The organism is Paraburkholderia phytofirmans PsJN (assembly GCF_000020125.1).
Classification (GTDB): domain Bacteria; phylum Pseudomonadota; class Gammaproteobacteria; order Burkholderiales; family Burkholderiaceae; genus Paraburkholderia; species Paraburkholderia phytofirmans.
Genome location: NC_010676.1, coordinates 2,438,981 through 2,464,652, shown reverse-complemented (window position 1 = coordinate 2,464,652; position 25,672 = coordinate 2,438,981). Strand labels below are relative to the sequence as shown.

The window sequence follows — 25,672 nt, the reverse complement described above, 5'->3', positions numbered from 1 at the left end:
ACAGTTTCAAGTCGAACTCGCCGTTGCGGGTTTCGGAGGATTGCTTATGCGGTAGAGCTTTCAAATTAGTTAGTATTACAGAGTGAAATGTTAAAGGTAAAAATAAATCATGACTTGGCGGAGATGAAAGAATGAAAAAATCGCTGTTTGCATTATCGATATTGGGCACCTTTGCTGCGACCGTTCACGCGCAGAGCTCGGTGACGCTGTACGGCATTGTGGATGAAGGCGTGATGATCAACACCAACGCGAAGAACGTGGTGAAGGGCAAGAACGTGGGCGGCCGGCAATTCTCGGTTGATTCCAATGCGGGCACGCAGGGCAGCCGCTGGGGCATCCGCGGCGCAGAAGATCTGGGCGGCGGCCTGAAGGCGATCTTCGTGCTGGAGTCAGGCATCAACGTCAGCACGGGCGCGTTCGGGCAAGGCGGCACTGCATTCGGCCGGCAAGCCTATGTGGGCCTCGCCAGCAGCTCGTTCGGCTCCGTAACGCTCGGCCGTCAGTACGACAGCATCAATGACTACGTGGGCAACTACGGCTATGCCGCCGCATATGGCGGATCGACGACAGAACATCCGGGCGACCTCGACAACGTCAACCATACATTTCGCGCGAACAGCACGATCAAGTACGCGAGCCCGAATTTCAACGGCCTGACTTTCGGCGGCACGGTGAGTCTGGGCGGCGTGGCGGGTGAGATTTCGCAGTCGAGCGGATACAGCCTCGGTGCGAACTACGGACACGGCCCGTTCGGGATTGGGGTCGCGTATGAACTGTTCAAGAATCCGTCGGCGTTGGGCTCGCTTCTGAACAGCAACGCGAACGCCGCGACGTTCAATTCGCTGAACTCGGGTTATCTCGGCACGAAGCCCGCCAACTCGCTGCAAATCATTACGACGGGCGGCTCGTACGACTTCGGCCCGGCAAAGATCGGCGCGGTGTATTCGAATACCAAGTACATGAATATCGGCGCATTCGGTGGGGCGACCGCGACGCTCAACAGCTATGAGTTGAACGCGCTCTATCGCTTCACGCCGGCGTTCTCTGTGTCGGGTGAATACAACTACACGAAGGGCAATGCGGTGAGAGGCGACCTCGGCGACCAGAAGTACAACCAGTTCTCGTTGCTGCTCGACTACGCGCTGTCCAAACGTACCGACGTTTATTTCCTCGGCACGTTCCAGACCGCGAGCGGCACCAGTTCCACGGGCGCTGCGGCGGTTGCGGATATCGGCGGTCTCGGCGATTCGTCGAACAATCATCAGGCCGTGGCGCGCGTCGCGATTCACCACAAGTTCTAATCACGCTCGTTTTCCATGAAAGAAGCCCAGTGCGGCGATTAACGCACTGGGCTTCTTTCATTCACATATTCAAACACTGCGCGTGAACGCTTCACGCTGCAACGCTGCCGGGTTATTTCGCGCTGAGCGCCACGCCGCGAACCTTGGCGACTTCACCAGCAGTGACGGCCGCCGCGCGATTTCCCCAACTGGTTCGCACGAAGCTCAATAGGTCCGCTACCTGCTGATCGGTCAAACGCCAGCCGAAGTCGGGCATGGCGAGCGGCGTCGGCGCCGCGGCGGTGGATGGCATATGGGAGCCACTCAACACGATATGAATCAGCGATGCCGGATCGCCGCTCAGCACCGATGCGTTGCCCCTGAGGCTGGGGAAAGCCGGCATTGCGCCGGTGCCATCCGTGCGGTGGCAGGCCGCGCAATTGTCCAGATAGAGACGGGCGCCGGACGAATCGACGCGACCGGCTCGGAGCGCGATAGCCGTCTGTTCCGCGCGGCCGGTTTGCTGCGGGGCCGGCGGCGTCGCGCCTGCTTGCAATGGTGGCGACGTCAGATAGGTTGCGATCGCGTTCAGATCGTCGTCGTGCAGATATTGCGTGCTGTCGTCGACGACTTCCGTCATCGGGCCGAATGCCACCCCGTCATGCATACGCCCGCTGCGCAGATAGGCGACGAGGTCGGCTTTGCTCCATACATTGTCGCTGTCGGATGTTTGCGTCTTATGTCCGCGCAGGTTGGGCGCATACCATCCCGCCAGCGTATTGCCGGACAGGAACGCGGTGTTGTCCTTCTCGTCGAGCACGCTCTCCTGGCCGAGCATGCCGTGCGGCGTATGACATGCGCCGCAATGCGCGAGCCCTTGCACCAGATATGCGCCGCGATTCCATTCCACACTCTGGTGCGGATCTGCCTGATAGGGCAGTTGCTCATGCGCATACAAACGATCCCACACGGTCATCAGCGCGCGAACGTTGAATGGAAACCGCAGTTCGGACGCGCGATCTGGCTGCCCGATGGGTTTGACGCCTTGCATGAAGTAGCGATAAAGCGCATGCATGTCGGCGTCGTCGATCTTTGCATACGACGGATACGGCATTGCCGGATACAGCCGATGGCCGTCTTTGGCGATACCCTGACGCAACGCCGTGGCAAAGTCCGCGTAGCTATATCCGCCGATGCCAGTCGATGCGTCCGGCGTGATGTTGGTTGAATACAGCGTGCCAAAAGGCGTCGCGAGCGGCAGGCCGCCCGCGAACGGTTGCGCTTTGTTTACCGTGTGACAGGCCGCGCAATCGCCGACTTTCGCGAGATAAGCGCCTTTGGCTAGCTGCGCGTCGGCGCTCACGGGCGTGGGCGTGGCATTCGAGGTTTGCGCATTCGCACCGCTACTGAGCGCGCCGCTGCACATCAGCGCAAACACAGGAATCAGATACTGTTTCAAGCGATCGAATTGGATTGTCATGACGTTCGCTCACGCCTGAACCAGAGGGCCGGGATTCTTCAGATACGTCTCGCGGATCGTCTTCGCCGCGTAATACGTCATGGCGCCGATCGTGCCAGTCGGATTGATGCCGAGATTTTGCGGAAACGAGCAGGCGCCGGTCACGAACACATTCGGGACATCCCACGACTGAAGATACTTATTCACCACGCTGTTGTCCGGCCGGTCGCCCGCAATCGCGCCACCGGTCGTGTGCGTGCTCTGATATGGGCCGACATCGAAGTGATCGCCCGGCTTGCCCGCGTTGATTGCAACCGATTGCGGCTTCGGGTTCATCGCGCGCGCAACATCGGCGGCTTTGTGGCTGACGAACTGCGTCATGCGGCCTTCGTTGTCTTTCCAGTCGAACGTCATGCGCAATAGGGGCAGGCCGTATGCGTCCTTGTAAGTCGGATCGAGGTCGAGATAGTTGTCGCGGTACGACATCACCGAGCCCTGCGTGGAGATGGCGAACGAATGCAGATAGTGGTCTTTCACGGCCTTTTTCCACCCCGAGCCCCACTTCGGCGTGCCGGGCGGCACGAGTGCCTGCGCGATCGGACGGCCACCCGTCACCGTCGCAAAGGTAATCGCGCCGCCGATGAAATTCAGCGGACCATGATCGAAGTTGTCGGCATTGAAATCGTCATAAACGACACCACCCGCTCCCGAGCCGATGAACGGATTGATTGCGACGTCCTTGTCGAAGAAGACCTGGATCTTGCTGTTCTTCTGGTAGGCGTAGTTCTTGCCGACAGTGCCTTCTCCGGTGGCCGGATCGTACGGCTTACCGATACCCGATAACAGCAGCAGGCGCACGTTGTGCATCTGGTAAGCGCACAGTGCGACGATATCTGCCGGTTGCTCGACAGTGTGTCCTTGAGCATCGATATAGGTGACGCCGGTGGCGCGTTTGCCGGTCGAGTCGAGATTGACTTTCACGACTGCCGAACGGTCGCGCAGTTCGAAATTCGGCTTTCTCGCGAGCGCCGGAAGAATGCAAGACTGCGGCGACGCTTTCGAAAACATGTAGCAGCCAAACAGTTCGCAGTAGCCGCAGAAATTGCACGGCCCTAGCTGCATGCCATACGGATTCGTGTAGGCCTTCGATGCGATCGACGCGGGCGTCGGATACGGGTGATAGCCCACTTCGCGCGCGGCCTGGTCGAACAGCATCGACGGATACGCAGTGGGTAAGGGCGGCAACGCGTAATCGCGCGAGCGCGGCGCTTCGAATGGATTGCCGCCGCCGACCGATTGTCCGTTGAGATTGCCCGCCTTGCCCGACGTGCCGGCGACATATTCGAAGCGATCGTAGAACGGCTCGAGCTCGGCGGCGCTGACGGGCCAGTCCTGAATCGTCATGTCGTCGGGAATGAAGCCCTTGCCGTAGCGCTGTTCGTAGTGGCTGCGCAGTTTCAGCTCAGCTTCGGTCGCGCGATATGTAAAGCCGTTCCAGTGCACGCCCGATCCGCCGACACCGTCGCCGAACAGAAAGGCGCCGTATTGACGCAACGGCAGCGCGACTTCCTGCGCCTGGCGGCGGATCGTGACGGTCTCGTGCGCGAGGCTTTGCATCAGCTTGAAGCGCTGCACGTGAGTGAGTTCGTCGGCGACCTTCGGATACGCGAAGTCGGGGTATGTATCGCGGTTTTCGCCGCGTTCGAGGCCAACCACGGTGAGGCCGGCGTCCGCCAGTTCGATCGCCATGATCGAACCGGACCAGCCCATGCCGACCACCACCGCGTCCACTTTGGGTTTACTGATGTTCGCCATGTGTCTCCTCCTGGCGTGTGTTTTATGTAGTGCTGCTGCGAGCGTTGCTGGATGAAACGGCTAGAGCTTGCCTTCGATCGTCACGGGTCCGAGCGGATAGACTTTGCCGGGTTGCGCGACCCAGTCGAGATAGTCGGCGCGAGCGCCGGGAAATCCGATCATCGTCCAGCTTGCCGCGTGCTTGTTGCCGCCGTGAATCGGATCGGAGAAATAGCCTTCTTTGGTGTTCTGCCACAGCAGCGCAATGAAATGCCTGGCTGAGGTTTGCTCGAATTTGACCTTGCCGCTATCCATGGCGTGCAGCAGCGTGTCCTGTTGCGCGGTCGTCAATTGCACGAAAGGCTTGCCGCCGAAGTGCGCCTTGCAATGCGCGTCGAGCGCGGCAATGCCGGTGCGGTACAGGTCTCGCGGAGACATGGGGCTTTGATAGCCGGCGAGCGGCGTGGCGTCCGGATGAAACGGACCATGCATGTACCACGCCGCCGCGTGACCGAACGCGCCTTCCATCTGCCGGTCGATGAATGTCGCGACGTCGAGTTCGAGTGCGCCCGGTCCTTCCGCATCGGCGGGAATCAGGCGGTCGATTGCGGCTTGCAGGACGCTCCATTCATCGGGCTTGAAGAACTTCGGCTGGTACGGCGCCGCATTCGAACTGTCCGCGGTCGACGCCGACGCTGACGCCGTCAAGCCGCCGGGTCGGTCGCACGCGGCGAGGCCGCCCGCCACCGGCAACACCGCGACGCTTTTAATCAGGAACCGGCGCCGCGACGAGGCGATTGGCGGCGTCGCTGAGGCGGCTGCGGGTTTGTCGTCCATGATGAACTTCTCCGTGCATTATAAAGGCATCCTGATCGATATGATTTGGCTTGCTAGCAGGATTGCCGACCAACTTAAGCGCCGCAAAAACGGCGACCCGCGTTTTTATTTCAACGCGTCCGCGCCTGCTTTGCAGATATCCGCGTCCTGGTCGCCGCTGCCGCCACTGCATCCGATCGCGCCGACGATCTTGCCGCCGATCACGAGCGGATAGCCGCCGGGCGATGCGACCACCGAAGGATCGAGCGTCGCTGCATAGGTATGACCGGCTTCGAAGGCGTTATAGAACGTGCGCGTATCGCGTCGAAAGCGCGCGGCCGTCGCGGCTTTGCGCAGCGCGATTTTCGGCGACGAGTTCTGCGTGTTGTCCATCTTCGCGAATGCGACGAGTTCTCCGCTGGGATCGGTGACGGCGATTGCTTCGGGCCAGCCGTGCCGAGCGGCTTCAGCCTCGGCGGCTTCGAGCGCCTGGTTGGCGCTTTGCAGGCTGAGCGGCATGCCGTATGGAATATCGAATGGCGAGTGCGCCGGCAGGCCGCCCGCCGACGGTTGCGATGCGGGCGTCTGCGCGATGGCGCTCGTGCCGCTCAACGCTGCGCACAGCGAGAACAGCGCAGGTAAGAAGGCTTGGATGATGCGCTTGCTGGACATATTGGACTCCCGTGGTGTGGCCGATAAAAAGCCTCGAACATTGGCGGTTGATGACAGCTTTGCCCGATGCGTCGAACACATCGGGCAAAGCGAGTCACATTCAGTCGAGCGAAGTCCAGCGGGTACCCAGCGCTTCGGTGATCGCGGCGGCGTCGAAGCGATACGCCATTAGCGCCGCGAAGCCGCGCCGTCCGTCGATCGATGCGGCCGCGCTCGTGAAGCCGTGCTTCGCGATCATCGCGGCTTCGAGCGCGTCGGCTGCGGCCTTGCCGATCTCGATCGCTTCCATCGCGTGGTCCGCGTTGTGCGCGAGGCCCGCGGCCTGGGTTGCGGCGACGCCGAGCGCATGACGTGTACGCGTTTCATCGAGACGCAGCAGGCGCGAGACTGCCAGCACCGCGCCGAGTACGCCCACCGACGACGCCACATTCCAGCGCGCGCGGAATTCAGCGCTGTCGACCGCGTTGAGAATGCGCGCGGCGGCTTCGATACCGATCGCGGCGGCGGCAATCGCATCGCTTTCGGATGAACCCAGCGTGTCGCCTGCTGCGATCACGGCGGCGAGCACCGGCATGGCCGGCGACGCGGCGGCCTGCGTCGCGAGCGAGGTGCCGAGAATCCATGCGCGGGTGCGCGAGTCGGTCGTCGCGCTGCCTTGCGATTGCAGCAGTGCGCTGATCTGCTCGGTGGAGCGCGTCGCCGGGCCGGTGATCAGGCGCGCGTGGGTGAGCGCGTCGCGGGCGGCGTCGAGTGCGGCGTCGGCCGAAGCAGGCAGTGCGGCGATCGCGAAGCCGGCGAGCGCGTCGGACACGACGGAATGTTGAGCGGCGTTATGCATGATTCAGTTCCTCAGACGGTGCGCACAGTGCAAAGAGCGCGTCGAGATTGGCGGCCGTGTCGAGTGCCGCCACGGCGGCGGCGAGTTGAGCGGCGACGCCGTCGCCCAACTGCGAATCCACCAGCAGACGGACCTTGTGCATCAGTTCCTCGTCGGTCAGCGGACGCGCGAGGCTGCCGCGCGCATGTTCGACGTGATGTTCGATAACCGAGCCGTCCTTCAGCGTGGCCGCGATAAAAACTTCGTCGCGATTGACCGAGGCGTCGGGCGCGAGCTTCGTCAGCGCGCGCACCGCCGTGACGTCGTCCTGCACCACGCGTGCGTCCTCGTATTGCGCGAGACCGACCTGGCCGTCGCACAGCGCGGCGGCCACGCCGTGAATCGCGCTAAAGCGCGCCTGCAGGCCGTCCTTCGGCTGCGGATTGCCCATCAGTTCGGGCACGAGCGGATGGCAGCGCAGCGTGATGGATTCGATGGACTGCACGTCGTCGATTTGCGGCGCGAGCGCGAGGCCCGCGTCGATCGCCGGATGCGCGACGATGCCGCACGGATACGGCTTGTACGTGTTGAAGAGCAATTCCCAGCGCTCGCCGAACGCGCCGTTCATCAGTTCGAAGTCGACCTTGGTCGACATCGAATGCGAGTAGCCGCCGGGCGCTTCGAAAATATCGTCCGCGGCGCGCTGGCCTTGCTGCGCGAGACGCGCGGCCGCAATGCCGTTTGCGGCTGCCTTGCCGGGGTGATAGGGCTTGGTCATCGTGCCGAACGCTTCGCGCTGGCCGACAAACATCGAGGCCGCGATCGACACCGCTTGCGCCAATCCCGCTTCGTCGAGACCGAGCAGCAGCGCAGCCGTTACCGCACAGCCGACCACCCCGCACGTGCCGGTGATGTGCCAGCCGCGGTCGTAATGTTCCGGCGAGATCGAGACGCCGACCCGTAACTGTGCTTCGCAGCCGAGCGTGAAGGCGCTCAGCGCGGCCGCGCCGGTGGGCCGCGTGTCGGGCGCGAGAGCGGTCAACACGGCGAGCACCGAAGCCGCGGGGTGAATGACGGTCGCAAGATGGGTGTCGTCGAAATCGTCGAGATGGCCGGCAAAGCCGGTCGCGAGCGCTGAAAAATGCAGATCGACTTTTTCGCTGCGGCCCGGCACCGGCGCGATCCGCGCGACGCCAAGTTCGGCGGCCGCGGCGAGAATCGCGTCGACGCCGGGATGCCGCGAGGCGCCGATCGACGTGCCGATCACATTGATCAAGGAGCGCCGGGCTTCCTCTGCGACCGGAACCGGCAGCGGACGCTGCGCCAGTGCAAAAAGGCCGTGCGCAAATGCGGCGGCGATGGAACTCATTGAGACAACTCCTCCAGACGAATGCCGTTGGTCTTCGGCCCTAGCAGCCCGACCATCACGACGATCACAAACATGGCTGACGAAATCAGCACGAACACGGCGGGCACGCCGGAATGCTTCAGCAATGCCGCCACCCAGAAACCGACGAAGATCGAACTCAGGCGGCTCCAGCTAAAAACAAACCCGACGGCGCGGGCGCGAATCCGGGTCGGATACAGCTCGGCCTGATAGGTGTGAAAGATGCCGATCAGCCAGTTGTTGGCGATCGTCACGGCGCTGCCGAACAGCAGGATCAGAACGGGCTCACGCACCATGCCAAACAGCACGCCGGCCACCGCGACGACGATCGCGCAGCCGACCAGTTGCCACTTGCGCTGAACACGTTCGGCGCACGCCATCGCGCCGAGTGCGCCAAGCGGCGTCGCGAATGCGATCACCATCGTGTAGAGCAGCGAATGCGTGATCGTGATGCCTTTCGTGTAGAGCAGCACCGGCACCCACGCGCCGAAGCCGTACACGCCGAAGGTCTGGAAGAAGTTGAAGAACGACAGCATCACCGTGCGGCTGAAGTAGCGCCCCTTCCACATCTCCGACCATGAACCGCTTTGCTCGCCGGCCGGCGGTTCCGGCGCGTGTTGCGCGGGTGCCTGCAACGGGCAGCGGGTTTCGGCGACCACGCGGGCCTCGATCGCATCGACGATGGCGCGCGCCTCGTCGACGCGGCCCTTGCTTTCGAGCCAGCGCGGCGATTCCGGCAGGCCGCGCCGCATGAACCAGATCAGCACGGCGCCCGCCGAGCCGATGATCATCACCCAGCGCCAGCCTTCGAGACCGAGGATCGTGTGCGGCACGAGCAGAAACGACAGCACCGCGCCGGTCGGCACGGACGTCAGGATCACGAGAATGCTGAACGCGCTGTAGCGGCCGCGTGTGTGATGCGGCGTCAGCTCGGAGATGTAAGTGTCGACAGTGATGAGCTGCACGCCGATCCCGAGGCCCGCGACGAAGCGCCAGAGATCCATGGATTCCGGCGAATGCTGGAACGCGGCGGCAAAGGTCGCGACCGAATAGATCAGCATCGCGCAGGTGAACACGGCGCGGCGTCCAAAGCGGTCGGTGAAGCCGCCGAGCGCCACGGTGCCGACGAACATCCCGGCAAAAAACGAGCCGAGAAAGCTGGCGAAGCCGTTGACGTCGAAGAGGCCTGCCGTGGTGGCGCGGTACAGACCACTGCCGATGAGTCCCAGCGAGATATAGGCTGCCATGAACATTTCATAAAACTCGAACCAGCCGCCGATCGCGATGCGCGCGACGAGGCCGCTGAAATAACGCGTCGGCGGCAGGCGGTCGAGCCGCGCCGAAACGCTGGCTTCGACGGCGGTTGCGCCGGCGATCTCCTTTTCCATGTACATGCTTGCGTCTCCTGTGCCGACCGGAGTTGGCGCTTCGGCGCTTACTCCGGCCCATGCAGCTAGTTGCGACCGGACTTGGTGTTCTATATTGCTAGTGTCGACACTTCGCAAAGTGTATGGCGAATCTATGGTTTATTTCAAGAAATATTCGACGAACTGTGCACACTTAGGGAAATCGAGCAGGGGGCCGCACCGGCTTGCCCAATTGCCGGTTTGCTAGAATCCGTCCATGCAGTCGGGAGGCACGCCAAGGGATATCGAGGAAAACGGGATGGACGAAACTGTCGACACACGCGACGAAGAGGAGCAGGGCGACGCATCGCCGGTCGGGGAGATCGTCGACTGGGTGGCGCGCGGCATCATCGAAGGACGGCTGCAACCGGGCGACGACCTGAATTCGGTCGATCTCGCGAAACGCTTCAACGTCAGCCGCACGCCGGTGCGCGAAGCACTGTTCGTGCTGAACCGCGAACGGCTGGTGGACTGGTCGCCGCGGCGGCGCCCGCGCGTGTCGTCGATGACGCTCACGGAAGTGCGCGAGATCTATCAACTGCGTGTGCTGTTATATGGGCAGGTGTCGCTGGCGATCGTCGAACAGGCCACCGCTGAAGACATCGAATCGTTGTGGCGCGCGCACAAGCGTCTCGCCGATGCGGCCGCGCACGCCGACGTGGACGGCTATTTCTGGGCCAACGTCGCGTTTCGCGATGAAGAACTGAGGGTGAGCCGCAACGGCATCTTCAAGGAAGTACTCGATTCGATGCGGATGCGCACCAACCGGCTGCGCCACCTCAGCACCTCGTTGCCTGGACGCATGCAGCGTTCGTGCGCCGATCATCAACGGCTGTGCGAGGCGTATGCCGAACGCGACGGCACGCTCGCGGCGGCGTTGAACCGCTCGATCGTGTTGACTGCGTTGCAGGCAATCGAGCAGGCGTGGGAGACGGAATTCGTCAAGGGTTGAGGCGCTTCATGGGCGCGGTGCGAGGCAAGCTGGGGTTCGTTTGTTTCTATCAACGGCGAACCAGGTTTTGCCGCCGTCAAGAGATGTTCAGAATGAAACGCGGTCCCGTGCGTCTGGCAACAAGCACGGGACCTGCACGGCATGCCACTTATTTGCCGAAGTACGGGGTACAGAAGCTGACCGGACCGACACAGGTCGATTGCATCGCCGTTTCCATCGGGCTTCCTGACGATGTGCTGTTCGTCGGTACACCGCCGTAGCCCTGCGTCGCTTGCCGATACGTTGATTGTGCCGCGACTTTCGCTTCGGCGGCCTGGATGTCGGCCGGATAGCTGGCGTCGTCGGAACGCGCCGGGTTATAGCCGGCTCGCTCCACCTGCACGAGATTGCTGCGGACCTCGGCGCGTGTTACCGGCCCGTTGGATTGCGCGAAGCTGAGCACCGGAGCGGACAAGGCGGCAGCAGCGAGGGCGAGGCAAACGATAGCTTTCTTCATGATTCAGACTCGAAATAAATACGATGGTTGATTGAGGAAATTCACTAAATAGCAGCAGCTCATTCGACGCTACTGGTATTGCGCGGGCCTTTCTTCTGTGAGCGTCTGGAAGCCATATTGCGCTTGCGCACCTGACGCGATCCCCACCGGTTCATTACGAAATTGACATGTTGGCTCTGCCCCAGCTTCAGGGTCTGGGCACTGCCTGTCGGAAAAAGGCGTTTTGTCATGCATTTATGCATGGAAGGTGTGCGGATTTGTGAGTTTTCAGGCCAGTTTGCATGGGCCACTATTCACTCCAGCTGCTTTCCATTCACCGGCATTTGCCAGGAGCGTTGACCATGACAATGCAAGCCCTCGTTCTCTCCCAGTACAACGGACCGCTGGAACTCACCACCGTAGCGCGCCCCGAACCGTTGCCCGGCCAGGTGCTGGTGCGTATCGCGGCGGCCGGTCTCAATCCGCTCGACACGAAGATCCGCGCAGGCGCCGCCGCTCATGCAAAACATCCGTTACCGCTGGTGCTCGGCATCGACATGGCCGGCGTGGTCGAGGCGGTGGGGGCAGGCGTGACCCGCTTCAAAGCGGGCGACGAGGTCTACGGCATGACAGGCGGTGTCGGTGGCATTCAAGGTTCGCTCGCGCAATATGCTGCCGTCGACGCGGATCTGCTCGCACTAAAGCCCACCACTCTGTCGATGCGCGAAGCCGCCTCTCTGCCGCTCGTGTTCATCACCGCCTACATGGGGATCGTGGACCGCGCGAAGCTCCGGGCCGGGCAGACGGTGCTCGTGCAAGGCGGCGCGGGTGGCGTGGGCCACGTCTCGGTGCAACTCGCGCGGGCGCTAGGAGCGCGGGTGTTCGCGACGGCTAGTGCGCGCGACCACGACGAACTCACGCGCCTCGGCGCAACGCCGATCGATTACGCCGCGCAGAACGTCGAGCAATACGTCGCCCAGCATACGGGCGGGGTGGGATTCGAGGTGGTGGCCGATACGGTGGGCGGTGCGACGCTCGATGCATCCTTCGCGGCGGTCAAGCATTTCGGCCATGTGGTCAGCGCGCTTGGCTGGGGCACGCACGCACTCGCGCCGCTGTCGTTTCGCGAGGCCACGTATTCGGGCGTGTTCACTCTGCATGCGCTGCTGAGCGGCGAGAACCGGGCGCATCACGGCGAGATGCTCCGCGAGGCGACGCGCCTCGCTGAAGCGGGTCAATTGACGCCGCGGCTCGATCCGCGCCTCTTCGATCTTCGCTCGGCGGAACAAGGGTACGACGCAATCACCGAGCGCAGCGCGCGGGGCAAGATCGTCGTCGATATAGCGTGATGCTTGCTGCGCGGGCCGGTGACCGCGAGTGAGTTAAGCGGTGGCCCGATGCCTATCCGTCGTTGGCGAGTCTGTCGACGACAACGTCGATCAGCGCCCGCAACCGCCCCAGCCGCCGAAGGTCGCGATGGTAGCCGAGCCACACTTCGCGACCCGGCGGCTTTTCGCCGAGGTCGATGCGCCGCAGGCCCGGCGTGTTGTCGCCGAGCGCGCACGGCAGGACCGCGAAGCCGCCGCCCTCGGCGCACATGCGCGCCTGCACGCCGCGATTGTTGCTGGCGTACGCGACCCGCGCATGCGGCAGCATGCGGCGAATCCACGTCACGTCGGGCAAGGCTTCGAAGGCGCTGTCCATCGTAATGAGCGATTGCCCCGCGCCATCGCCGGCTTGCGGCACGACCAGATCGGCGTGCCCGTACAGCGCGTAATTCATATCCATGATCTTTCGCTGGATCACGTCGGGTTCGTCGAACGGCGTGATGCGAAACACGAGATCCGCTTCTCGGCGCGAGAGACTGTAGCGTCGCGAGTCGGTGATCAACTCGATCGAGAGTAGCGGATGCCGCGAGAGAAACGTGGCGAATACTGGCGTCAACACATGAATGCCGAACCAGTCGGACGACGACACGCGCAGCGACCCGGTCAACTGCTGCGTGGTCCCGGCAAGCGAACGGGTGAACGCAAGCGCTTCTTCCTCCATTCGCTCCGCGAAACTCAATACCGCCTGGCCTTCGTCGGTCAGGACGAAGCCCTCGGCGGTGCGTTGGAACAGCATCTGGCCCACCGCGTTTTCGAGCGCGCGCAGCCGGCGGCCCATGGTGGGCTGGGTTTGTCCCAGTTGGCGCGCGGCCGCGCCGAGTGTGCCGCAACGGGCAATCGCGAGAAACACGCGGACATCGCCCCAGTCCATTGTCATTTCGTTCATAGCAGGATGCGCTCGTGCGACAGGCGGCTTATCGTACCGAACTTCGAGATTGGGCGTTAGCGCGATGCCGATGACAATCTCGCGGTTGAAAAGACCGATGCGGCGACTGTCCAGTGCGAGGCGCCGGCGCATTGGACTGGCCGTCCTGAGTGACAGCACCAACCGCAAAGCGGGCGACGGGCAAGCGACGATCACGTGCCTATCCACGCTCCGCCTGGCAAGCCGCGCCCGCCACGGCCGGCCGTCCGACGATCGCCAGCGTCAGCAGCACGGCGGCTAGTTCGCTGGCCGCCGCGACCCATCCGAGGCTGCCCACGCCGCCGTGTGCCAGGGTCAATGCGCCGAGCGCGGCGCCTAGCGAGAAACCGATATACATGAACGATGCATTGAGCGACAGCACGATCGGCGCGACCTTGAGACCGGCTATATCGATGAGCCGCGCCTGCTGCGCGGGATAGAACGCCCAGTGCGCAACGCCCCACAACGCGATGGCCACCAGCACCGGTATGAGCGCGGCTGCGGGTGACAGGAAGCGCGCGCTGATCGACAGCATGGCGAAGGCGAGGCCCGACAGCGCGATCGTCGGCACGATCACGGCCAGCGGTCCGAACCGGTCGCTGGCGTTGCCGCCGGTCACGACGCCGGCTGCGGCGGCGAGCCCCCACATGAACATCACCATGCCGATCTGCGCACCGGCCAGACCGGTGACGCTGGCGAGAAACGGCGAGAGATACGTATAGACCGTGTAGGCGCCGGTGGCCCACAGCGTGGTCGTCAATAGCGTTGCGAGCACGACCGGGTTGCGCCCCACCGCGATGCGTTCGCGCAGCGTCGCGACCGGGATGCCCGCTCCAATGTCGCGCGGCAGACCGACGACCAGGCCGGCCGCAGCGAGCATCGCCAGCCCGGCGACGCCGGCGAACGTCATGCGCCAGCCGAGTGCGTGACCGACAACCGCGCCGAGAGGCACGCCAAGCGCGATGGCGATCGTAATGCCGCCATTGACTACCGCGATCGCGCGGCCGCGGCGTTCTGGCGGCACGATCGCGCTCGCCAGCGCATTCGCGCCCGGCACGTACAGACCGGCAGACAGCGCCAACAGCACGCGCGCGCCCATCAGCGCCCAGAAGTTCGGCGCGACCATGGCAAGCACGTTGGAGAGCGCGAAGGCGATCATGCTCGCGAGCAACAAGGTGCGGCGATTCAGATTGCCGCTGAGCGCCGTCAACACCGGCGAACTGAGGCCATAGGCCAGAGCGAAAACGGTGACCAGTTGGCCCGCGGTTTCGATCTTCACCGAGAGATCGGCGGCGAGTCCGGGCAACAGCGGCGAGATCATGAAACCTTCGGTGCCGATCGCGAAAGCGCCGAGCGCCAGCCAGTAGATCGGCGCGGGGAGAGCGGAGGTAACGTGTGCGGATTTCATGCAATGCCTCAAGGCGAAAGTGATGCGTTGCATGATTCTGGGGGCGGCGTTCCCGCCCATCAATAAGCTGGAGTTCCAGACTTATCGGACACCCATGTCCGCAATCATGGGGACGCGCGTGGACGGTCTCAACGCACTCAAAGGTTTTTCCCCGCTGCTGAGTCGCGCGGTTTCACGGATTGCCGGCTATTCATCGAGTACTCGTAGCGAAGCCGGGCGAGCGGTGAACCTCCCGCCGATGCGATGAATCGGTGAATTGATCTTGGGCGTAGCCGGTTCGAACTGCTATCTTGAGTGAGTGTCGTCGGTACCGTCGGCGAGCGAGCGCCATGTATGCGCTAAAAATTCCTGCTCAGAGGTGCATGATGGTCGAAGTTACCTGGCTTGTCGTGGCTGACGGTGGTCGCGCGCGTGTTTTCCGGATGCCCGGGCTTACGCTCGACTTGCAGGAAGTCGAAGTTCTCGTCAACGACGAATACACCGGTACGGTCCTGACCGAGAAAGACCGCGAGAAATTTGCAAAGCGAGTTGCCACCTATCTGGACGAAGGGCGGCTTCATCAACTCTACAATCGGCTGCGGCTTGCCATGGAGTCGAAATTCCTCGGCATGGTGCGTTCGAATCTGAGCGAAGAAGCGCGTCGAATGATATTCGAGCAGATCAGCGAAGATCTGTTGCCGCTCAGTACACAGGAAATCCAGGCGCGTCTGCGGAAGTAGAGAGCGGCTGCGGAAAAATTTCACTGAGCCTGCAAGCGTTTTGCAGGCGCCGGCTTTGCAGCGTTCAGGTTGGCAGCGTTCAGGAACTGATGTCTGGGCCGTGCGATTTTTCTTCCGCATCGCGGAACCAGTCCTCCGCGCGAGCCCGGGCGCTGACCCAGGAGTGCGGTTGCGGCGTCTCGAACTCACGATCGATGAAACGGCGGCCCCATTCGACCGCATCTCTGATCGCTTCTTCTTCGGTCAGCCATTCGGGTTGAACGGTCATCGGGCGAATATCGACGACTTTACCTGCGCTATTTTTCAGGCTCACGCTGGCGACCCAGGCGCCGAACTTATTGGTCTCTGGGCGCACGACCATCTCGAACTCGCCGTAGAAAATAGTGGATGCTGGCATCGTTTTCTCCTTTAGCCTGAGTGTCGCTGCTAAGCGCCATCATGCCGTAATCTCAGCATTCCGATACAAAGAAAATTGCTCCGGCTGGCGCGCGCGGACCGTATTTCGCCGATAGTTAGCATTGGAGAAACCTGCGTTCACCGGGGCGTGACTTGCTCATAGAATTCCACGTGGCGCGTGGCGCGCGAAGACGCGCACTCGTATGAAGATAACGCGGGCTCAACTGGTCTTCCGCGAGGAGGGTTTATGGCAGAAGAGGCACAAGAATTCCCGTATCGACGATTCCTGTTTTCCGCAACGATCTCACCTCTGCAAGGGAACCGGGGCATGGTCACGGTCGACGTCACGACTTCGGACGCTGAGCGCACCGCCGATCTCGGCACGCAGCGTTTCCTTCACGTCGAGCGATGGGTGGAAAGAAACGATCCTGCTTTCCTTCAGGTCGTGATCGACGAATGCAAGGTTGCTGTCGATCATTACGCGGACAACGTCGACGACAGTTGAAGCGTCTTCGAGACCTCAACTTGCATAAGGTGGTGAAAATGCAGGAATTCGATTTCTACATTAATCTGAAGAAGCCGACACTCGGACTCTACGTGCGCAACGGCGCCGGCCTCCCCGACCTAGCCGACAAGAGCGACTGGCAATTCGAGGGGCATGTCTGGCAAAGCGAACTGACACCCGATCTTCTGAAAGGACTCGAGGCCAACGGCCACGTATTTCAGGAACTGGGTGCGTGACGCCCCGCTCTACGGCGAGTAGAGCAAAGCAAGCTGAGCGAATCAAGCTGAGGGAGAAGACCATGCCGGAGCAACAGAGTGATCTGAGTGACGAGTTCATCGCGCAGCAGCGCAAGCGTCTAGAGGCGCTGCTGCGGGAACTGCTGGGCGGCGAGGAAGATACGATCGCGAACGAAAGAACGGCTCAGGAGGAGCATGGCGACGAGGCCAAGGAATACGAGGAGGAGGCGCAGGGAATGGCACAGAATGAGATTAACCAGTCGCTGCATGACGTGAACGACCAGCGCGTCGCGGATATCCAGCGTGCGCTGCGCAAAATCGACGAAGGCACCTACGGTCTCTCCGATGAAAGCGGCCAGCCGATCCCCAAAGAGCGGCTCGAGGTCATGCCCGAGGCTATCCTGACCGTTGCGGAGCAGAGCCGCCGGGAGACCGGCAAGTAGGGGAATTCACACGCGGCGAGGCGCGCATTCCCGGAGCTGATAGCGTTGGACATGGCTGCCAATCCTTATCATCGGAAAAACCAATGTTCCCTTACTAACGATCCACTCATAGAATTTAAGGGCGGTTTTTTAGGTTCGTTATGCCAATCATGTGGGCAATCAGGCGCGTAGCGCGAACACGCGAGCGCATGCCGGTTGCCGGAAGCCGCTCGCGCGTCTCAACCCGTTTGGCAGACGCCGGCATTTGAACGCTGATCAGCGAAGCATCGGTCCCCGGCGCAGCACTTATCGAAAGGCCGGCGACAGGTTTCGTGCATTCGCCCCTCATTTGAACGCGTTCCATACCCTTTAACACGTCGGATGCCTTAACTCATAAAGGTGAATCTACGATGGCCGCCCTTTGCGAAATCTGTAACGCCCGTCCCGCTGTCGCCCGTGTGACCGTTGTGCAGAACGGCGAGCGGAAAACTTTATCGATCTGCGATTACGACTATCGGCAATTAATGCGGCACCAAAGCATGGCGAACCCGTTCGACTCGCTGCTCGGAGGAGGCGGTCTGTCCCGCTTCTTCGGCGGTCTTGGCGGCGCGGGCGCCGGCGCCGGCGCGGAAGATGATGACGAAGAAGAATTGGCCGCGGAGTTGCCGCGCGAATCGGTCGACGCCACCGACGCCTTCAGCGAGCAGACGCTCGAATTGTTGCAGCGCGCGGCAGAGAAAGCGCACGAACTCCAGCGAAACGAACTTGACACCGAACATCTGCTGTACGTACTAGCGGACAACGATGTCGGCACCGCGCTGCTGAAGGAACTCAAACTCTCGCCGCAGGATATTAAAGGGTACATCGACCAGCATGCGCAGAAGGGAAACGCGAGCCCCGATACGCCGATGGACAAGATGACCATCTCGCCGCGCATGAAGAAAGTGATCCAGAGCGCGTTCCAGGCATCGCGCGATCTGGGTCATTCCTACATCGGGCCCGAGCATCTGCTCATCGGGCTTGCGGCGGTGCCGGACAGTATTGCGGGCACCTTGCTGAAGAAGTACGGCGTGACACCGGAAGCGCTGCGGCAGAAAGTGGTGAAGGTAGTCGGCAAAGGCGCCGAGGATGGCCGCGTCGACACGCCGACCGGCACGCCCACACTCGACAAGTTCGGCCGTGATCTCACGGCTCTGGCGCGGCAGGGCAAGCTCGACCCGGTGCTGGGTCGTGCGCAGGAAATCGAAAGCACGATTGAAGTACTCGCGCGGCGCAGGAAGAACAATCCGGTGTTGATCGGCGAACCGGGGGTCGGCAAGACCGCGATCGTCGAAGGCCTGGCGCAGCGTATCGTCAACGACGAAGTTCCCGAAAATCTGCGCGGCAAGCGGCTCGTCGAGGTCAATATCAATTCGATGGTGGCGGGTGCGAAGTATCGCGGCGAGTTCGAAGAACGCGCAAAAACGCTGATCGACGAAGTGACGGCGAAGAAAGACGAACTGGTTCTATTCATCGACGAATTGCACATGATCGTGGGCGCAGGCCAGGGCGGCGGCGAAGGCGGCCTCGACGTCGCGAACGTGCTCAAACCGGCGCTGGCCCGTGGCGAACTCAGCCTGATCGGCGCGACGACGCTCAACGAATACCAGAAGTACATCGAAAAAGACGCAGCGCTCGAGCGGCGCTTTCAGCCGGTGCTGGTGCCCGAGCCGACCGTCGAGCAGACCATCGTCATCTTGCGCGGTCTGCGCGACAAGCTCGAAGCGCATCATCAGGTGACCTTTGCGGACGATGCGTTCGTCGCCGCCGCGGAGATGTCGGACCGTTACATCACATCGCGCTTTCTCCCCGACAAAGCCATCGACCTGATCGACCAGGCTGCCGCGCGCGTGCGCATCGGCGCCACCTCGCGCCCGGCCGACATCCAGGAACTCGAAGCCGAAATCGCCCAGCTCAAGCGCGAGCAGGACTATGCGTCCTCGCGCAAGCGCTACGACGAGGCGAAGAAGTTCGAGGAGCGTATCGGCGAAAAGCAGTCGAAACTCGATGAGCAGATGGAGGCATGGCAGCGCAAGACCGGTTCGGAAACGCTTGAAGTGACGGTGGCGGCCATCGCCGAAGTAGTGTCGCGCCAAACCGGCATTCCGGTCACCGATCTGACACAGGAGGAGCGTCAGAAACTGCTGGACATGGAGAACAAACTGCGCGAGCGCGTGGTTGGCCAGGACGACGCGGTGCTTGCCGTGAGCGACGCCGTGCGCCTGTCGCGCGCCGGACTTGGCCAGGCGAACCGGCCTATCGCGACCTTTCTGTTTCTCGGACCGACCGGCGTCGGCAAGACCGAGCTCGCGAAGGCCCTGGCGGAAACCGTGTTCGGCGATGAGCAGGCGGTGATCCGTATCGACATGTCGGAATATATGGAGCGTCACGCGGTGGCGCGGTTGATCGGCGCGCCTCCGGGCTATGTCGGGTATGACGAGGGCGGCCAGTTGACCGAGCGCGTCCGGCGGCGCCCGTACAGCGTGATCCTGCTCGACGAGATCGAGAAAGCCCACGCGGACGTGAGCAACGTGCTGCTCCAGGTATTCGACGACGGCCGGCTGACCGACGGCAAGGGTCGCGTGGTGGACTTCAGCAACACGATCATCATCGCGACCAGCAATCTCGGCGCACACATCATCATGGATAACCTCGAGAAGCTCGAGGCGGACCAGTTGCCGGAGAAGAAGCTTCGCGAAGAACTGATGGATGTGCTGAAGGGCCACTTCCGCCCGGAATTCCTTAATCGTATCGACGAGGTGATCGTCTTCCACGGGCTTTCTCGCGAGAATATCCGCTCGATCGTGCAGATCCAGCTCGAACGGGTCATACGCACGGCGGCGGCCCAGGACATCACGCTCAAGATGGACGAGTCGATTCTCGACCATCTTGCCGACGCCGGCTACCGGCCCGAGTTCGGTGCCCGCGAACTGAAGCGGCAGATCCGCCAGGAACTGGAAACGCGGCTTGCCAAGGAGATTCTCGGCGGTAAGCTGAAATCGGGCGACAGTGTCGAGGTCAGCTACGACAAGGACAGCGGCGAAGTGAAGTTCGTTCGCGACGAGGCGCCGCCGCCCAAGGCGAAGCGCGTCAATGGCCGGGCCAAGAAGAAGTCGTCCGACGAAGTCGGCAGCACCGAGTCCACGGAGGGCGCCGGGTCCTGACGGCGTGCTGTGGGCAACGGGCAAAGACACGCAGCGAGCGTGTCGGCGGTGTGGCGCGTATTATCCGGAAGCGGACCTGGTGCTGCCTCTCGAACTCTTCTACAAAGAAAGAGACGGGAGGCGCACGGTTCGCCGGCTGAGTGAAGTCTCTCAGCTTTGCGAGGCGTTCATCTTTGCGCACGTACCGGTACAACCTGGAGCCGCCGATCAATCATGGAAATCTTCGATGCCTTCCACCTCGCCAGGCTGCAGTTTGCGTTCACTGTTTCATTTCACATTATTTTCCCCGCGATCAGTATAGGAATGGCCAGTTTCCTCGCCGTGCTGGAGTGGCGTTGGCTGCTGACCGGCGACGTGGTCTACAAGGACATGTTTCTGTTCTGGTCGAAGATCTTTGCGGTCGGCTTCGGCATGGGCGTGGTGTCGGGCGTCGTGATGGCCTACGAGTTCGGCACCAACTGGAGCGGCTTTTCCACCGTTGCCGGCAACATCACAGGGCCGCTGCTGACTTATGAAGTGTTGACGGCGTTCTTTCTCGAGGCCGGCTTTCTCGGCGTGATGCTGTTCGGCTGGCAGCGCGTGGGTCCGCGCGCGCACTTCTTCGCCACGCTGATGGTGGCGGCAGGCACGTTGATGTCCACCTTCTGGATTCTCGCGTCGAACAGCTTCATGCAGACGCCGCAAGGATTCGCCATGGAGAACGGCCGGATCGTGCCGGTCGACTGGCTGAAAGTGATTTTCAACCCGTCGTTTCCGTACCGGCTCGCGCATATGACGATCGCCGCGTTCATCGTCGCGGGCTTCATGGTCGCCGCGTGCGGGGCGTGGCATCTGCTGCATGGCCGGCGCGACGGCCCGATCAAGCGCAGTTTTTCGATGGCGCTGTGGATTCTGCTTTTGCTGACGCCGATCCAGATTTTCGTCGGCGATGCGCACGGCCTGAACACCCGCGAATATCAGCCCGCCAAGATCGCGGCGATAGAGGGACTGTGGGAAACCGAGAAAGGCGGCACGGCGCTCAATCTGGTCGGTCTGCCCGACATGAAGGCGGAAGTGACACGCTACACGCTGCAAATTCCGCATCTAGGCAGCCTCATTCTGACCCATAGCTGGGACGGAGAAATCCGCGGGCTCAAGACATTTCCCGCCAGAGACCGTCCGTATTCGCCGATCATCTTCTGGACCTTCCGGATCATGGCGGGCCTCGGTATGTTGATGCTGCTGACCGCGTTGCTCGGGCTGCTGCTCAGACTGAAAGGCCGCCTCTACGAGACGCGCTGGTATCAGGTTTTCGTGCTGTGCATGGGCCCGTCGGGAATCGTCGCGCTATTGGCCGGGTGGGTCACGACGGAGGTCGGCCGCCAGCCCTGGACGGTCTACGGCGTTCTGCGCACTGAAGACTCGCTCTCGCCGATCAGCGCCCAGCAAGCGGGTGTTTCATTGCTGATCTTTGTGCTGGTGTACTTCCTGGTATTCGGTATGGGGGTCTACTACATGCTCAAGATGATGAAGCGCGGACCCGAGGAGCATGTCGACGCCCGCCAGTCCGTCAAGCATCCGGTGTTGCGCAATCGTCCGCTGGACGCACTGGAACGGGAGTGATGCCATGCAAATCGATCTTCCGGTAGTGTGGGCTGCGATCATCGGACTCGGCGTTTTCATCTATGTGATGCTGGACGGCTTCGATCTCGGCATCGGCCTGCTGTTTCCGTTTTTTGAAGAGAAAGGCGACCGGCAAGTAATGCTCAATACCATCGCCCCCGTGTGGGACGGCAACGAGACGTTCCTCGTGCTCGGCGGCGCGGGCCTATACGGCGCGTTCCCGGTGGTCTATTCGACGCTGCTGCCGGCGAACTATCTGCCGCTGATCCTGATGGTCGTGGGGCTGATCTTCCGCGGCGCAGCCTTTGAATTGCGCGCGAAGGCCACGCGGACCCAGCATGCGTGGGATCTCGCCTTCATTGCCGGGTCGGCTCTCGCGGGCCTTTGCCAGGGCATCGTGCTGGGATCGCTGCTGCAAGGCATCAAGATCGTCGACGACCGTTTTGCCGGCGGCCCGTTCGACTGGCTATCGCCGTTCAGCCTGTTCTGCGGGATCGGCGTGCTCTTCACCTATGCGACGCTTGGCTGCGGCTGGCTGATCCTGAAGACGGAAGGCGAACTGCAGCGCAAGATGCGCGAGGTGATGCGGCCGTTGCTGGCCGTGCTGCTGGGCATAATTTTCGTGGTGAGTCTCTGGACCGTGATCGGCTTGCCGGCGGTGGAGCATCGCTGGTTCGGGAGCGGCTATCTCGGATGGTTCATGCCGGTGCCCATTCTTGTTCTGGCCTGTGTGTGGGGCATTTTTCGTTCGCTTCGCCTGCAGCATGAAGCCATGCCGTTCCTGCTCACGCTTGCGCTGTGCTTTCTCGGATACAGCGGCTTGCTGATCAGCATCTGGCCGAACATCGTGCCGCCTTCGCTGACGATCTGGGAAGCCTCGTCGAGTCATTCGAGCCAACTGTTCACGCTGGTCGGCACGGTGATCGTGCTGCCGATCATCCTCGTCTACAACGCCATGCAGTACCGCGTGTTCCGCGGCAAGGTGCGGGAAGGGGACGCCGGCTATCACTGAGGGCGGCTATGTTCCGCGCGAAGAGGATAGCCAGAAGCTCGCTAGCGGGCGCACAGGGCGGCGAGCTTGCCCACGGTAATCACGGCCTGTTCGATTTCGCTCGACCAGGGGCTGCTGTAATTCAGGCGGATGAAGTTTCGAAAGGTCGTCTCCGAGATCGAAAACATGTAGCCCGGTCCGATGGTGATGCCCTGCTCGAGTGCGAGCTTGTAGAGCCGCATCGCGTCGACCCTGGACGGCAACTCGATCCACAGCACGTAGCCGCCCGCGGGGTTGGACATGCGCGTGCCTTCGGGAAAGAAGCGCGAGACGATCGCCTTCATCAGGTTAGCCTGCTGCGCGTAGGTTTTCCGAACCCGTCGCAGATGATGCTCGTAACCATCCCGTTCGAGGAATTCCGCGATCGCCAGTTGCGGAATCGTCGGTGTGGTCAGCGTGTTCAGAAACTTGAGTTTCTCGACCTGATCGCGATAGCGGCCCGGCATTGCCCAGCCGATGCGGTAGGCTGCCGTCAGCGTCTTCGAGAACGACGCGCAGTGAAGCACCAGTCCCTTCGTGTCGTAGGACTTCAACGTGCTCGGATAGGTGCTGTCGAAGTGCAGCTCGTTGTAGACACCGTTCTCGATGACCGGTATGTCCCGTTTCGTCAGGTATTCGACCAGCTCGCGCTTGCGCTCGTCGGGCATCAGAAACCCGAGCGGATTCTGGAAGTTCGGCATGATCATGCAGGCGGTGACCGTCTGCGATTCCACGATCGCGGCAAGCGCTTCGATGTCGATGCCGTGTTCAGGATGCGTGGACACCTCGATCGCCTTCATGCCCATCCGCTCGATCGCGTGCAGCATCGCGTAGAACGTGGGCGACTCGACGGCGATCGTATCGCCTGGCTTCGCGACGGCCTGCAGGCACAGATTGATCGCCTCGGTCGCGCCGACCGTGATGACGATCTCATTCGGATCGACCGCCATGCCGTTCTCGAGGTAGCGGCGCGCAATCTGGCGCACCAGTCTCGCCGTGCCAGGCGGCAGCGCATCGGTCACGCCCCAGCGTGTCTTGTCTCGTCCCGCGTCGTAAGCGTAGCGGTTGAGCTTCTCGAAAGGAAACAGGCTCGCGTCAGGGTAGGGCGAGCCGAGCGGCACCGCATCGTCGACACCGATCGAGCGCAGCGTGGAAAGCACTAGCCGGCTGACATCGACTGGCGACGAAATCGGGATCGGTTTAGATGGCCGCAGTTCGAGCGACTTCCGCACGCCTTCGTCGCCGCGAAAATTGACGAAATAGCCGGACTGCGGCCTGCTGGTGAGCAAGCCCCGGCTTTCGAGCAACAAGTAGGCGCGAATGACCGTGGTGACGCTGATCCGATGCTGCTGGCTGGTTTGCCGCACTGATGGCAGGCGTTCGCCGTGGCCGTACACGCCTTGCCGGATCAGCTTTTCGATGTCGTCTGCAAGCTTCTCATAGAGATTCATCGGACGATTTTCCTGGCGTTTATCAGCGGCGGGTTATACCGGCTGCTTCGCTGCAGTGCACGCGCTTTCGAAGACGTGCCGCCGCCCGGTGCGCAGATCGTAGCAGAACTGTACTGATGCAAGCCGGGCCGATTTGTGCACTCTGCGACTGACCGCCCAGCCTTACTCTGTTCTCCATCGAACGCGTGTTCGCGGGTCCTGATACGAGGGCCTGTCGATATGTAAAGACTGGAGCCGAAAAATGAAAGACGCAAATCCGAAGGGAAATAGTCACGCATGCCATCAGCCCCCCGACACTTCGTCGCTTGAATCACGCAGGACCGTCGCAAAAGGGGGAGGGGGATCATGAATCTGCTCGAAGCCATGCGCATTTACGTGAGAGTGGTGGAGCGCGAGAGCATTTCCAGCGCGGCCAGGGATCTGAATATCGGGCAGCCCGCCGCGAGCGAACGCATCGAGCGGCTCGAGAAGTACCTGGGTTGCCGGCTTTTGCTGCGTAGCGCACGCGCGTTCAAGTGCACGCCCGAAGGCGTGACCTTCTATGAGCGTAGCAAGAGGATTCTGAGCGCCGTCGAGCAGACCATTGCCGATGTGTCGAACGACGAACAGGCGCTCAGAGGCACGGTCCGCATCGCGGCGCCTCACTGCTTCGGCGAGACGGTCGTACCGCAGGCGTTGACGCTCGTACGCGCGGCCTATCCGCAACTCGATCTGGAACTGGTGCTGAACGACCGGATCGTCGATCTCGTGACGGAAGGCGTGGACGTTTCCTTTCGTCTCGGGCAACTCGGAGAGGGAGCGTTCATCGCCCGTCAACTCGGGCAGGTCGGGCGCGTGCTCGTTGCGGCGCCGGGCTACCTGAGCCGGCACGGGTCGATCGACGAGCCGTCCGATCTGATCAACCATCCGTTCATTCGGATGCAGGGTACGTTCGGCACGGACCAGTTGCCTCTCAGGCACCAGGCGAGCGTCGTCGAGAGCGCCCCCATCCGTACCGCCGTGAAGACCAGTCATTGGCGGCCCATGTATGAAATGATCGTGGCGGGTGCGGGCATTGGCGTGCTGGAAGAGCCGGCGTGCGTCGAAGCGTTCGCGGACGGCCGGTTGGTTCGGTTGTTGCCGCAATTCGAGGCGCTGCCCTTCGACGTCAATATACTGATTCAGGCGCAACGTCCCATGCCGCCGCGGGTACGCCTGATCGTGACGATGTTGAAGCAGTGCACGCCGGCAATGCTCGAGAGAGTGCACGTCGAATGCGGAAAAATGGCCCGCGGCCTCGAAGTGCTGGCTGAGGACGTCGACTCCGCGCTGCCGCAGCAGTCGTTGCGTGCCTGAGCCCGCAACGACCCG

Annotated in this window: 23 protein-coding genes; 11 read left to right on the top strand and 12 right to left on the bottom strand. The window is 62.1% G+C overall.

Going from position 1 to position 25,672, the window contains the following annotated elements; all coding sequences use genetic code 11:
- The first annotated feature begins 131 nt into the window (after positions 1–131).
- The gene (locus BPHYT_RS30790; RefSeq protein WP_012428047.1) at positions 132–1,301 is read left to right on the top strand and encodes a porin; all 1,170 of its coding nucleotides are present in this window, start codon (positions 132–134) and stop codon (positions 1,299–1,301) included.
- A gap of 112 nt (positions 1,302–1,413) precedes the next feature.
- Here BPHYT_RS30790 and BPHYT_RS30785 read toward each other — a convergent pair whose 3' ends face one another.
- From BPHYT_RS30785 to BPHYT_RS30755, 7 genes are all read right to left on the bottom strand, one after another.
- On the bottom strand, positions 1,414–2,760 hold the full coding sequence (locus BPHYT_RS30785) for a cytochrome c (protein WP_012428046.1): 1,347 nt from the start codon (positions 2,758–2,760) through the stop codon (positions 1,414–1,416).
- A gap of 9 nt (positions 2,761–2,769) precedes the next feature.
- Complete coding sequence (locus BPHYT_RS30780) at positions 2,770–4,554, bottom strand: GMC family oxidoreductase (RefSeq protein WP_012428045.1); 1,785 nt, start codon at positions 4,552–4,554, stop codon at positions 2,770–2,772.
- 60 nt (positions 4,555–4,614) lie between these two features.
- On the bottom strand, positions 4,615–5,370 hold the full coding sequence (locus BPHYT_RS30775; RefSeq protein ID WP_012428044.1) for a gluconate 2-dehydrogenase subunit 3 family protein: 756 nt from the start codon (positions 5,368–5,370) through the stop codon (positions 4,615–4,617).
- Positions 5,371–5,475: 105 nt separating this feature from the next.
- Positions 5,476–6,021: a GlcG/HbpS family heme-binding protein gene (locus BPHYT_RS30770; RefSeq protein WP_012428043.1), complete on the bottom strand. Its 546-nt coding sequence runs from the start codon at positions 6,019–6,021 to the stop codon at positions 5,476–5,478.
- A 100-nt stretch (positions 6,022–6,121) separates the two neighbouring features.
- A complete protein-coding gene (locus BPHYT_RS30765) occupies positions 6,122–6,859 on the bottom strand; it encodes an MmgE/PrpD family protein (RefSeq protein WP_012428042.1) in 738 nt (245 codons plus the stop codon).
- Positions 6,852–8,207 carry an MmgE/PrpD family protein gene (locus BPHYT_RS30760; RefSeq protein WP_012428041.1) on the bottom strand — a complete coding sequence of 452 codons (1,356 nt, stop codon included), beginning with the start codon at positions 8,205–8,207 and terminating at the stop codon, positions 6,852–6,854. The genes BPHYT_RS30765 and BPHYT_RS30760 overlap by 8 nt, the downstream gene beginning before the upstream one ends.
- On the bottom strand, positions 8,204–9,619 hold the full coding sequence (locus BPHYT_RS30755) for an MFS transporter (protein ID WP_012428040.1): 1,416 nt from the start codon (positions 9,617–9,619) through the stop codon (positions 8,204–8,206). The genes BPHYT_RS30760 and BPHYT_RS30755 overlap by 4 nt, the downstream gene beginning before the upstream one ends.
- Before the next feature lie 271 nt (positions 9,620–9,890).
- On the opposite strand from BPHYT_RS30755, the gene BPHYT_RS30750 reads away from it, so the two are divergent.
- Positions 9,891–10,583, top strand: a complete 693-nt coding sequence (locus tag BPHYT_RS30750; RefSeq protein WP_012428039.1) for a GntR family transcriptional regulator — start codon at positions 9,891–9,893, stop codon at positions 10,581–10,583.
- A 148-nt stretch (positions 10,584–10,731) separates the two neighbouring features.
- Here the strand turns inward: BPHYT_RS30750 and BPHYT_RS30745 are convergent, their stop codons facing one another.
- The gene (locus BPHYT_RS30745; RefSeq protein WP_012428038.1) at positions 10,732–11,079 is read right to left on the bottom strand and encodes a DUF4148 domain-containing protein; all 348 of its coding nucleotides are present in this window, start codon (positions 11,077–11,079) and stop codon (positions 10,732–10,734) included.
- Between the two features lie 341 nt (positions 11,080–11,420).
- On the opposite strand from BPHYT_RS30745, the gene BPHYT_RS30740 reads away from it, so the two are divergent.
- Positions 11,421–12,407, top strand: coding sequence for a zinc-dependent alcohol dehydrogenase family protein (locus tag BPHYT_RS30740; RefSeq protein ID WP_012428037.1), 987 nt, complete (start codon positions 11,421–11,423; stop codon positions 12,405–12,407).
- A 52-nt stretch (positions 12,408–12,459) separates the two neighbouring features.
- Here the strand turns inward: BPHYT_RS30740 and BPHYT_RS30735 are convergent, their stop codons facing one another.
- Together BPHYT_RS30735 and BPHYT_RS30730 are read right to left on the bottom strand one after the other, a co-directional pair.
- Positions 12,460–13,332 (bottom strand): LysR family transcriptional regulator, encoded by an 873-nt coding sequence (locus tag BPHYT_RS30735; protein ID WP_083772136.1) that lies wholly within the window; start codon positions 13,330–13,332, stop codon positions 12,460–12,462.
- Between the two features lie 199 nt (positions 13,333–13,531).
- Positions 13,532–14,758 carry an MFS transporter gene (locus BPHYT_RS30730; protein ID WP_012428035.1) on the bottom strand — a complete coding sequence of 409 codons (1,227 nt, stop codon included), beginning with the start codon at positions 14,756–14,758 and terminating at the stop codon, positions 13,532–13,534.
- A 329-nt stretch (positions 14,759–15,087) separates the two neighbouring features.
- Here BPHYT_RS30730 and BPHYT_RS30720 point away from each other — a divergent pair, with 329 nt between their 5' ends.
- Positions 15,088–15,477, top strand: a complete 390-nt coding sequence (locus BPHYT_RS30720; RefSeq protein ID WP_238535690.1) for a host attachment protein — start codon at positions 15,088–15,090, stop codon at positions 15,475–15,477.
- Positions 15,478–15,556: 79 nt separating this feature from the next.
- Here BPHYT_RS30720 and BPHYT_RS30715 read toward each other — a convergent pair whose 3' ends face one another.
- Positions 15,557–15,874 carry a DUF6566 family protein gene (locus tag BPHYT_RS30715; protein WP_012428032.1) on the bottom strand — a complete coding sequence of 106 codons (318 nt, stop codon included), beginning with the start codon at positions 15,872–15,874 and terminating at the stop codon, positions 15,557–15,559.
- A 327-nt stretch (positions 15,875–16,201) separates the two neighbouring features.
- Between BPHYT_RS30715 and BPHYT_RS30710 the strand changes: the two genes are divergently transcribed.
- From BPHYT_RS30710 to cydB, 6 genes are all read left to right on the top strand, one after another.
- Complete coding sequence (locus BPHYT_RS30710; RefSeq protein WP_238535689.1) at positions 16,202–16,378, top strand: hypothetical protein; 177 nt, start codon at positions 16,202–16,204, stop codon at positions 16,376–16,378.
- A 38-nt stretch (positions 16,379–16,416) separates the two neighbouring features.
- Positions 16,417–16,614, top strand: coding sequence for a hypothetical protein (locus tag BPHYT_RS30705; RefSeq protein WP_012428030.1), 198 nt, complete (start codon positions 16,417–16,419; stop codon positions 16,612–16,614).
- A 62-nt stretch (positions 16,615–16,676) separates the two neighbouring features.
- On the top strand, positions 16,677–17,057 hold the full coding sequence (locus BPHYT_RS30700; RefSeq protein ID WP_012428029.1) for a TraR/DksA family transcriptional regulator: 381 nt from the start codon (positions 16,677–16,679) through the stop codon (positions 17,055–17,057).
- Between the two features lie 389 nt (positions 17,058–17,446).
- On the top strand, positions 17,447–20,239 hold the full coding sequence (locus BPHYT_RS30695; protein ID WP_012428028.1) for an ATP-dependent Clp protease ATP-binding subunit: 2,793 nt from the start codon (positions 17,447–17,449) through the stop codon (positions 20,237–20,239).
- 213 nt (positions 20,240–20,452) lie between these two features.
- Positions 20,453–21,841 (top strand): cytochrome ubiquinol oxidase subunit I, encoded by a 1,389-nt coding sequence (locus tag BPHYT_RS30690; RefSeq protein ID WP_012428027.1) that lies wholly within the window; start codon positions 20,453–20,455, stop codon positions 21,839–21,841.
- 4 nt (positions 21,842–21,845) lie between these two features.
- The gene (gene cydB / locus BPHYT_RS30685) at positions 21,846–22,853 is read left to right on the top strand and encodes a cytochrome d ubiquinol oxidase subunit II (protein WP_012428026.1); all 1,008 of its coding nucleotides are present in this window, start codon (positions 21,846–21,848) and stop codon (positions 22,851–22,853) included.
- 41 nt (positions 22,854–22,894) lie between these two features.
- Here the strand turns inward: cydB and BPHYT_RS30680 are convergent, their stop codons facing one another.
- Positions 22,895–24,322: an aminotransferase-like domain-containing protein gene (locus BPHYT_RS30680; RefSeq protein ID WP_012428025.1), complete on the bottom strand. Its 1,428-nt coding sequence runs from the start codon at positions 24,320–24,322 to the stop codon at positions 22,895–22,897.
- 345 nt (positions 24,323–24,667) lie between these two features.
- On the opposite strand from BPHYT_RS30680, the gene BPHYT_RS30675 reads away from it, so the two are divergent.
- Positions 24,668–25,657, top strand: a complete 990-nt coding sequence (locus BPHYT_RS30675; protein WP_012428024.1) for a LysR family transcriptional regulator — start codon at positions 24,668–24,670, stop codon at positions 25,655–25,657.
- Positions 25,658–25,672 lie beyond the last annotated feature (15 nt).